Source organism: Acinetobacter sp. WC-743 (assembly GCF_000335555.1).
GTDB lineage: Bacteria > Pseudomonadota > Gammaproteobacteria > Pseudomonadales > Moraxellaceae > Acinetobacter > Acinetobacter bereziniae.
Window position 1 is genome coordinate 35,614 of the sequence record NZ_AMFQ01000114.1, and the last position, 10,080, is coordinate 45,693.

3 protein-coding genes, 2 tRNA genes and 3 rRNA genes are annotated in these 10,080 nt (G+C 43.0%); 2 read left to right on the plus strand and 6 right to left on the minus strand.

Annotation, left to right across the window (positions count from 1 at the left end):
* Positions 1-80 precede the first annotated feature (80 nt).
* Complete coding sequence (locus ACINWC743_RS17645; RefSeq protein WP_009586381.1) at positions 81-521, plus strand: META domain-containing protein; 441 nt, start codon at positions 81-83, stop codon at positions 519-521.
* Between the two features lie 320 nt (positions 522-841).
* Here ACINWC743_RS17645 and ACINWC743_RS17650 read toward each other — a convergent pair whose 3' ends face one another.
* Positions 842-2,857 (minus strand): hypothetical protein, encoded by a 2,016-nt coding sequence (locus ACINWC743_RS17650; RefSeq protein WP_035301376.1) that lies wholly within the window; start codon positions 2,855-2,857, stop codon positions 842-844.
* Between the two features lie 143 nt (positions 2,858-3,000).
* Between ACINWC743_RS17650 and ACINWC743_RS17655 the strand changes: the two genes are divergently transcribed.
* The gene (locus tag ACINWC743_RS17655; RefSeq protein WP_009586382.1) at positions 3,001-4,380 is read left to right on the plus strand and encodes a dihydrolipoyl dehydrogenase; all 1,380 of its coding nucleotides are present in this window, start codon (positions 3,001-3,003) and stop codon (positions 4,378-4,380) included.
* A 143-nt stretch (positions 4,381-4,523) separates the two neighbouring features.
* Here ACINWC743_RS17655 and rrf read toward each other — a convergent pair.
* From rrf to ACINWC743_RS17680, 5 genes are all read right to left on the minus strand, one after another.
* A 5S ribosomal RNA gene (rrf, locus tag ACINWC743_RS17660) occupies positions 4,524-4,638 on the minus strand.
* Positions 4,639-4,876: 238 nt separating this feature from the next.
* Positions 4,877-7,767, minus strand: a 23S ribosomal RNA gene (locus ACINWC743_RS17665).
* A gap of 358 nt (positions 7,768-8,125) precedes the next feature.
* A tRNA-Ala gene (locus ACINWC743_RS17670) sits at positions 8,126-8,201 on the minus strand.
* Positions 8,202-8,245: 44 nt separating this feature from the next.
* Positions 8,246-8,322, minus strand: a tRNA-Ile gene (locus tag ACINWC743_RS17675).
* A 59-nt stretch (positions 8,323-8,381) separates the two neighbouring features.
* Positions 8,382-9,919: ribosomal RNA gene (locus ACINWC743_RS17680) — 16S ribosomal RNA — on the minus strand.
* Together the 16S, 23S and 5S rRNA genes with 2 tRNA genes alongside form the textbook arrangement of a ribosomal RNA operon.
* Between the last annotated feature and the right edge of the window lie 161 nt (positions 9,920-10,080).

Below are 10,080 nucleotides of genomic sequence, written 5' to 3' on the forward strand. Positions count from 1 at the left end.
TGTAACGGTGTTTAAATTAATCCAGTGATATACTTCATTTCTATTGATATAAAATTATGACAAGATTAAGGAGAACACTCATGTTCAAAGCCATTATTGCAGCGACACTAATAACATCAACACTTTTTGCAACTGGATGTACCTCAACACCAAGTAGTACCCAGCAAGCACAAAACCTCAGTTTATTACAAAATAAAAATTGGACCCTCACACATATTGGTGCAACAGAATATAAGGCTGACCCAAGCTCACGTAATGCTCCCAGCATTCAATTCGGTTCAGATTTACGTATAAGTGGCAGTGATGGCTGTAATCGCATCATGGGACAATATGGGTTAAAAGGACAACATATTACGATCGGGCAATTGGCTTCGACCAAAATGCTTTGTCCAAGCAGCATGCAAATCGCCACACAATATACCGAAGCTTTAAGCAAAGTTCAGGGCTATCAAGTCTACGACAAGACCTTAAAGTTAGTCGATCAACATGGTAATCGTGTTTTGCAGTTTACTACACCTTAAACTTTAAAAAACTAATAACATAGATTGGCTAAAAGTTTAAGCATTTAGGCTTTTAGCTTTTTTAGCTTCATCCAGCTTTAAATCAGTAATCAGTAAAAAATAAAGACAATAATTTTACTACACACGCAAACGAATAATTCGACTTAGAATAGTACTGATTTAAAATTGAGAATATTTAAATGAAAGTTGTTGGTCTGATCTTAATCTCTTGCCTATTTTTATCTGCATGTAGTTCAATGAATGTAAGACCCACTGTGGGCGTGAGTATGGGTACATCCGTAAAATAAAAAAAACAGCGCCGAAGCGCTGTTTTTTTATAATTAACTCAGACTATTAACTACGTTTATAAATGGTTTTGTTACAGTACCATTCGGTGTAGTTACTGTTATACGAATCTCATCACCAGGAGCACATTTTAAGCTCCGGACACTATATGTAACTCCCTTATTATCCTTTTGAGGAAAAGTATCAGGTAATAATAAATCCATAACACCAGGAACTGTAACCGCTCCACTTATAACTTCAGCTTCGCAAGCTAAATTATTATCTGTATTATCTTTTGCTGTAGCTGAAATAGTGGTACCAGAAGGCATTGGTACTGTTTTTAAACCGTTACCATACATTTGGAAAGAGAATACTCCAGGCAAAGCTTGAGTCATTGAACTATTAACACCACTCAAAGCAACAAAGGTAGGGGTTTCACTTGAGAAAGCAAAACGTAACTGTCTACGTAGCACCGCATCTAATTGATTATTACATGTACCTTCAATATTCGGCTGAGCTATTGTAGATGGAATACATGTTGCACCTGATGCACCACGCACATATTTAAACTCGCCTTCATCTTTCTGATTATTTTCATTATCATCTAAGAAGAAATCACCAATGTTTTGGGTCAATTTATCAATTCCAGCGGTATACATATTGTCATTATTGACATCTACATATTCTTTATCACCTTCAACAAAAGCCAGAACACTGACTCGACTATCGAACGGGCGAGGATTTTGCGTAGTTAAAGCAACACTACAAACACCATTAGTTGTTGCGCAATTTGGTGTAACACTACCACCTTCAGAAATAAAACTAATTACCGTTCCATCTGGGACAGGGTTACCTACTCGATCAGCCATTCGTGCAGTAATTGTTGAAGTATCACCATCACCGTCACCAGCTAATGCTACTTTACTTACTGACAAGCTCAAACCACTCTGTGTAACACGACCCGAAGCAACTGCTACTTCTTTTGAAAGCACAAAAATATTTGCATTACTTACTAATGTCGCTTTAATTTCGACTGGGCCAGGTAAGTTTCCTGGGTAAAGATTTACAACAACTTTACCTGATGCATCACTTTTTACTGTTTTTGGAATTCTATTACCATCAGTAACAAAGCTTAAATCACCTGGACCTTTAGTAAGTTCAATGTTGACATCTTGATTTGCTGCAGGTGTGCCATTCGCATAAACAGTAAATTCAACTCTTCCAGAAGATGCAGAGCCACTATTTCTTGTCACTAAATTTACTTTGCCAACTGTTGTATAGACTAAAGAATTTGCTGCAATTGCTGCAATTTGAACATTAATAGACTTAGAAACGGAAACATTACTGCCAGTAGCTGTAATCGTTTGCCCATCTTCACATAGTTTACCATTTGCATCTATAGCTTTGTATGTAACAGCAACATCACCTTGATTTGAAGAAACAACAGAATTATTGTCAAAAGTACCACAGCTTGTACTAAAGTTTACAGTGACATTATTTTGATTGTTCTTAGTCACCGAATCTTGTGTCTTAAGTGTTATTATCGTTGAGCCACCCGAATCAAGTGAAGTATTCGCTGCTACCATGTTCTCAAATAAAATATTTGCAGCTTGAAGAGAATAGTTATATGGCGTTGTTGTTGCTGTCAGATCTTTATGACTAACAGTTGCGGTAAGCTGATAGCTGCCTGTATCTGTACTATTTTCAGGCTTGACTGAAATACTGGCTTCCCCATCAGCATTGGTTAAAACTGCACCATTAGAGGTTCCAAATACTACGCCTGTACCTTGGAAAGTCACTAATGCCCCACTAATTCCAACACCACTGCCATTTGTAACTTTTACTTTCGCAGTAGCACCTGAAACAGTTATAGTATTTGTCGAAACAGAATTTGCATCTAATAAAGTAATCGAACTAATATTTACTGCAGAAATCGTTGTCCCACCGCCATTATTACCATTATTTGAGCCGCTATTATTACCATCATAATAACCACCACCACCGCCACAACTCGCTAACAAAATTGAAATTGCTATAGCACTTAACTTGCCAGTAACCTTCTTAGTGTCCATAATTTTACTCAACGTAAGAATCCCCAAAAAATTGTTGTAGATTATTTTGAATGCTATGTAACCATAGATATTTATATGTGTAAATATGCTATTTCAAAATGTTTTTTAATGTAATTTTTATTATTTAAAATCAGGTTTATACAATGTACGACATCATTATCATTGGTGCAGGAACAGCAGGCATCAGCGCATATAAAGAAGCAGTTAAATATACCTCCAACCTATTGATAATTAATAAAGGACCTTGGGATACTACCTGTGTTCGAGTCGGATGCATGCCAAGTAAAGTTTTAATCTCAACAGCCAATCGAATGCATGATATTCAACACGCAGATGAAGTTGCCTTAAGTGTTCAATCAGAAATTAATACAGATCGAGTGATGCAACATGTCCAAAATTTACGTGATCGCTTTGCACGAGCAACACTGAAAGATGTAGAAAGCTGGGAAGAGAAACATAAAATTGATGGTGAAGCTAAGTTTATAAATGCCCATACAGTTGAGGTCAATGGTCAGCAATATCAAGCAAAGTCATTTATTTTGGCTGTCGGTTCAACACCAACCTACGACAAAGATTGGAAAAAGAATATTGGGAATAAACTCATCACATCCGATGAAGTTTTTGAACTCAAAACGCTACCTAAATCAATTGCAGTAATTGGGAGTGGCGTAATTGCCATTGAATTAGCCCAAGCCATGCATCGTTTAGGCGTGAATACGACTATTTTTGCTAGAAGTAAAAAAGTTGGTGTATTGACCAGCCCAAGTTTACAAGCAATTGCGCAAACAACACTTTCAAAAGAGCTGGATATTAAATTCGAGATTTTACCCAACTCAATTGAAGACACAGAGCTTGGGGTTGCAGTTTCATTTATAGAAAATGATGAAACCAATACAATACAGGTAGATTATGTTTTAACGGCAACAGGTCGTAGTTCAAATTTATCAACTCTTGCGTTAGAAAATATAGATGCTTCATTTTCAGATTTAAAAAATCTACCTATTCATAAAAACTCAAAACAACTCGCTAATTTTCCAATATTTATTGTTGGAGATGCATTTACACAAACGCCATTACAACATGAAGCAGCGCATGAAGGGAGAAATGTTGTTTCAAGCTGTTTAAATTTCCCAAAAATTCAAGATTTAAATACGCTGGTACCGCTGGGTATTGTCTTCTGTAGCCCTGAAATGGGAATGGTCGGTCAAAATTATGCTGCACTGTCTAAATCAAATATAGAATTTATTACAGGATTCGTTTCTTATGAAAAACAAGGGCGAGCATTAGTTTTAGGAAAAAATAAAGGTGCAATTGAAGTTTATGTGGATAAAAAAACCAGAAAATTGCTCGGGGCTGAGCTTTTTGTTGAATCTGCAGAACATATGGCACATTTACTGTCTTGGATGATCGCTGAAGATCTCACTATCGATGAAATATTAAGCAAGCCTTTCTATCACCCAACGCTAGAAGAAGGCATAAGAACAGCTTTAAAACATGCAAGACGACAATTAAATTTGAGATAAAAAATTACTTTCAGTTAAAAGCTCTACCACAACGCAGAGCTTTTATTTCTCTTCTTAATTTTTTCTCATTTCTATCTTTTTCTTTCCTCCACGCATAAAAAAACACCCTCAACATTTTAGTTGAGGGTGTTTTAAGAATTAAAAGCTGGCGATGACTTACTCTCACATGGGTAACCCCACACTACCATCAGCGCTAAGAGGTTTCACTTCTGAGTTCGGGAAGGGATCAGGTGGTTCACTCTTGCTATTGTCGCCAGCAAACTGTTATGGACTTTTTCGGGTCTTATGGGTATGCCTTACTTTGTTCCAAATGAGTTTAACAGAAGAACATTTGAGTTGATTTTAACATAAAGCATAGCTTTATGTCTTGCGCTCGGACAAACATAATTAATGTTTGTTTATTCCTCGCTCATGTAACTAGCTTTACAACTAAATCAAGTTTCTTTGATCTTTTATGAATCAAATGATGCTTCATATACAACTGCTTGGGTGTTGTATAGTCAAGCCTCACGAGCAATTAGTATTGGTCAGCTTCATGCGTCACCGCACTTCCACATCCAACCTATCAACGTCGTAGTCTTCAACGGCTCTTTAGAGGACATAAAGTCCTAGGGAAATCTTATCTTGAGGTAGGCTTCCCGCTTAGATGCTTTCAGCGGTTATCCCTTCCGAACATAGCTACCCGGCGATGCGACTGGCGTCACAACCGGTACACCAGAGGTTCGTCCACTCTGGTCCTCTCGTACTAGGAGCAGATCCTCTCAAATTTCCAACGCCCACGGTAGATAGGGACCGAACTGTCTCACGACGTTCTAAACCCAGCTCGCGTACCTCTTTAAATGGCGAACAGCCATACCCTTGGGACCTGCTTCAGCCCCAGGATGAGATGAGCCGACATCGAGGTGCCAAACACCGCCGTCGATATGAACTCTTGGGCGGTATCAGCCTGTTATCCCCAGAGTACCTTTTATCCGTTGAGCGATGGCCCTTCCATACAGAACCACCGGATCACTAAGACCTACTTTCGTACCTGCTCGACTTGTGGGTCTCGCAGTTAAGCGCGCTTTTGCCTTTATACTCTACGCGTGATTTCCGACCACGCTGAGCGCACCTTCGTACTCCTCCGTTACTCTTTAGGAGGAGACCGCCCCAGTCAAACTACCCACCAGACATGGTCCTCGTCCCGGATAACGGGACAGAGTTAGAACCTCAATATTACCAGGGTGGTATTTCAAGGATGGCTCCATAGCAACTGGCGTCGCTACTTCTAAGCCTCCCACCTATCCTACACAAGTAAGATCAAAGTTCAATGTCAAGCTGCAGTAAAGGTTCACGGGGTCTTTCCGTCTAGCCGCGGGTACACCGCATCTTCACGGCGATTTCGATTTCACTGAGCCTCTGCTGGAGACAGCGCCCCCATCATTATGCCATTCGTGCAGGTCGGAACTTACCCGACAAGGAATTTCGCTACCTTAGGACCGTTATAGTTACGGCCGCCGTTTACTGGGGCTTCGATCAAGAGCTTCGCTTACGCTAACCCCATCAATTAACCTTCCAGCACCGGGCAGGCATCACACCCTATACGTCCACTTTCGTGTTTGCAGAGTGCTATGTTTTTAATAAACAGTTGCAGGGGCCTGGTTTCTGTGGCTGCCAATAGCTCAAGGAGCAAGTCCTATCACCGTCAGCAGCGTACCTTCTCCCGAAGTTACGGTACCATTTTGCCTAGTTCCTTCAGCAGAGTTCTCTCAAGCGCTTTGGTCTACTCGACCTGACCACCTGTGTCGGTTTCGGGTACGATTCCTGTGTAACTGAAGCTTAGAGACTTTTCCTGGAAGCATAGTATCAGCCACTTCACGAGTAAACTCGCTTGCTATCAGTTCTCAGCATAGAGCACCCCGGATTTGCCTAAGATGCATGCCTACAACCTTTCACCTGGACAACCAACGCCAGGCTGACTTAACTTTCTCCGTCCTCTCATCGCATTACACAGAAGTATTGGAATATTAACCAATTTCCCATCGACTACGCCTCTCGGCCTCGCCTTAGGGGTCGACTCACCCAGCCCCGATTAACGTTGGACTGGAACCCTTGGTCTTTCAGCGAACGGGTTTTTCACCCGTTTTGTCGTTACTCACGTCAGCATTCGCACTTCTGATACCTCCAGCATGCTTCTCAACACACCTTCATCGGCTTACAGAACGCTCCCCTACCACGTATACAATGTATACATCCGCAGCTTCGGCATATAGTTTTAGCCCCGTTACATCTTCCGCGCAGGCCGACTCGACTAGTGAGCTATTACGCTTTCTTTAAAGGGTGGCTGCTTCTAAGCCAACCTCCTAGCTGTCTATGCCTTCCCACATCGTTTCCCACTTAACTATAATTTTGGGGCCTTAGCTGGCGGTCTGGATTGTTTTCCTCTTGACTACGGACGTTAGCACCCGCAGTCTGTCTCCCGGATAGTACTCATAGGTATTCGGAGTTTGCATCGGTTTGGTAAGTCGGGATGACCCCCTAGCCGAAACAGTGCTCTACCCCCTATGGTATTCGTCCGAGGCGCTACCTAAATAGCTTTCGGGGAGAACCAGCTATCACCGAGTTTGATTAGCCTTTCACCCCTATCCACAAGTCATCCCCTGGCTTTTCAACGACAGTGGGTTCGGTCCTCCAGTTAGTGTTACCCAACCTTCAACCTGCTCATGGATAGATCACCCGGTTTCGGGTCTATACCCAGCAACTAAACGCCCTATTAAGACTCGATTTCTCTACGGCTCCCCTATACGGTTAACCTTGCTACTGAATATAAGTCGCTGACCCATTATACAAAAGGTACGCAGTCACCGAACAAGTCGGCTCCCACTGCTTGTATGCATGCGGTTTCAGGATCTATTTCACTCCCCTCACAGGGGTTCTTTTCGCCTTTCCCTCACGGTACTGGTTCACTATCGGTCAGTCAGGAGTATTTAGCCTTGGAGGATGGTCCCCCCATATTCAGACAAGGTTTCACGTGCCTCGCCCTACTCGTCATCATTATATGTGCACTTTCGTGTACGGGACTATCACCCTCTACGGTAGCACTTCCCAGAGCTTTCCGCTAATACACATATAACTTAATGGGCTGATCCCCGTTCGCTCGCCGCTACTGAGGGAATCTCAATTGATTTCTTTTCCTAAGGGTACTGAGATGTTTCACTTCCCCTCGTTCGCCTCGCATGACTATGTATTCATCATGCGATACCTACCTTATGGTAAGTGGGTTTCCCCATTCAGAAATCTCCGGATCACAGGATATTTGCCGCCTCCCCGAAGCTTATCGCAGGCTATTACGTCTTTCATCGCCTCTGACTGCCAAGGCATCCACCACATGCACTTAATTACTTGACTATACAACCCCAAACAGTCGTTAATCCCTACAAGGAGGATCAACAATGTGGATTTAACCACTTCTATTTGTTGCCTGTGAACTTAATCACTGTACAGCTTCAATTTAATTCATATACCAAAACGCTTGATTCAGTTTTATCGCTAGTTCTCATTTCATTCCGCTTTAACAATTGCTTGTTAAGCTTCATAAAACGAGTTAAACAATTATTTCAACTCAAATATATTCTGTTAATGATTCTCTACCGCCTCGTCAGCGAGTAGTTCACTGTGATAAATCACAGAAGTTAATAAACTCTATAAACTTCAGTTCATTAATTTCTATAATCAATCTTTTTTTAATCAGGTAACTGCGTAGTAGTGGTGGAGACTAGGAGAGTCGAACTCCTGACCTCCTGCGTGCAAAGCAGGCGCTCTACCAACTAAGCTAAGTCCCCAGCTTAAGATCTTAATATATCTGCTCTTCTGTGTTCAGTAGACTTGGTGGGTCTGACAAGACTTGAACTTGTGACCCCACGCTTATCAAGCGTGTGCTCTAACCAACTGAGCTACAGACCCTCAGATACATCAATGAAGAACAACTTGTTGTGGATTCTTACCAATCGTCAATCTTTCGTTAAGGAGGTGATCCAGCCGCAGGTTCCCCTACGGCTACCTTGTTACGACTTCACCCCAGTCATCGGCCACACCGTGGTAAGCGTCCTCCTTACGGTTAGACTACCTACTTCTGGTGCAACAAACTCCCATGGTGTGACGGGCGGTGTGTACAAGGCCCGGGAACGTATTCACCGCGGCATTCTGATCCGCGATTACTAGCGATTCCGACTTCATGGAGTCGAGTTGCAGACTCCAATCCGGACTACGATCGGCTTTTTGAGATTAGCATCCTATCGCTAGGTAGCAACCCTTTGTACCGACCATTGTAGCACGTGTGTAGCCCTGGTCGTAAGGGCCATGATGACTTGACGTCGTCCCCGCCTTCCTCCAGTTTGTCACTGGCAGTATCCTTAAAGTTCCCATCCGAAATGCTGGCAAGTAAGGAAAAGGGTTGCGCTCGTTGCGGGACTTAACCCAACATCTCACGACACGAGCTGACGACAGCCATGCAGCACCTGTATGTAAGTTCCCGAAGGCACCAATCCATCTCTGGAAAGTTCTTACTATGTCAAGACCAGGTAAGGTTCTTCGCGTTGCATCGAATTAAACCACATGCTCCACCGCTTGTGCGGGCCCCCGTCAATTCATTTGAGTTTTAGTCTTGCGACCGTACTCCCCAGGCGGTCTACTTATCGCGTTAGCTGCGCCACTAAAGTCTCAAAGACCCCAACGGCTAGTAGACATCGTTTACGGCATGGACTACCAGGGTATCTAATCCTGTTTGCTCCCCATGCTTTCGTACCTCAGCGTCAGTATTAGGCCAGATGGCTGCCTTCGCCATCGGTATTCCTCCAGATCTCTACGCATTTCACCGCTACACCTGGAATTCTACCATCCTCTCCCATACTCTAGCTCCCAGTATCGAATGCAATTCCCAAGTTAAGCTCGGGGATTTCACATCCGACTTAAAAAGCCGCCTACGCACGCTTTACGCCCAGTAAATCCGATTAACGCTCGCACCCTCTGTATTACCGCGGCTGCTGGCACAGAGTTAGCCGGTGCTTATTCTGCGAGTAACGTCCACTCATCTTGGGTATTAACCAAAAGAGCCTCCTCCTCGCTTAAAGTGCTTTACAACCATAAGGCCTTCTTCACACACGCGGCATGGCTGGATCAGGGTTCCCCCCATTGTCCAATATTCCCCACTGCTGCCTCCCGTAGGAGTCTGGGCCGTGTCTCAGTCCCAGTGTGGCGGATCATCCTCTCAGACCCGCTACAGATCGTCGCCTTGGTAGGCCTTTACCCCACCAACTAGCTAATCCGACTTAGGCTCATCTATTAACGCAAGGTCACAAGTGATCCCCTGCTTTCCCCCGTAGGGCGTATGCGGTATTAGCATCCCTTTCGAGATGTTGTCCCCCATTAATAGGCAGATTCCTAAGTATTACTCACCCGTCCGCCGCTAGGTCAATTACCGAAGCAATCTCCCCCGCTCGACTTGCATGTGTTAAGCCTGCCGCCAGCGTTCAATCTGAGCCATGATCAAACTCTTCAGTTAAAATCATTAGTGACTTAAGGTCACAATTCTGGCTCATCAATTACTGACAAATTCTCTCAAATAAACTTCGAGTAATTTAAACCAACAATCAATGATAATATTTCGATCAATCAATCAGTAAAAATCCACACAAGTTGTTCTTCATATTCTCTTAATGATCA

Bases quoted from the DNA above. Each gene is read 5' to 3' on its own strand.
- ACINWC743_RS17645 (WP_009586381.1), top strand. From the start codon at position 81: ATGTTCAAAGCCATTATTGCAGCGACACTAATAACATCAACACTTTTT.
- ACINWC743_RS17650 (WP_035301376.1), bottom strand. From the start codon at position 2,857: ATGGACACTAAGAAGGTTACTGGCAAGTTAAGTGCTATAGCAATTTCA.
- ACINWC743_RS17655 (WP_009586382.1), top strand. From the start codon at position 3,001: ATGTACGACATCATTATCATTGGTGCAGGAACAGCAGGCATCAGCGCA.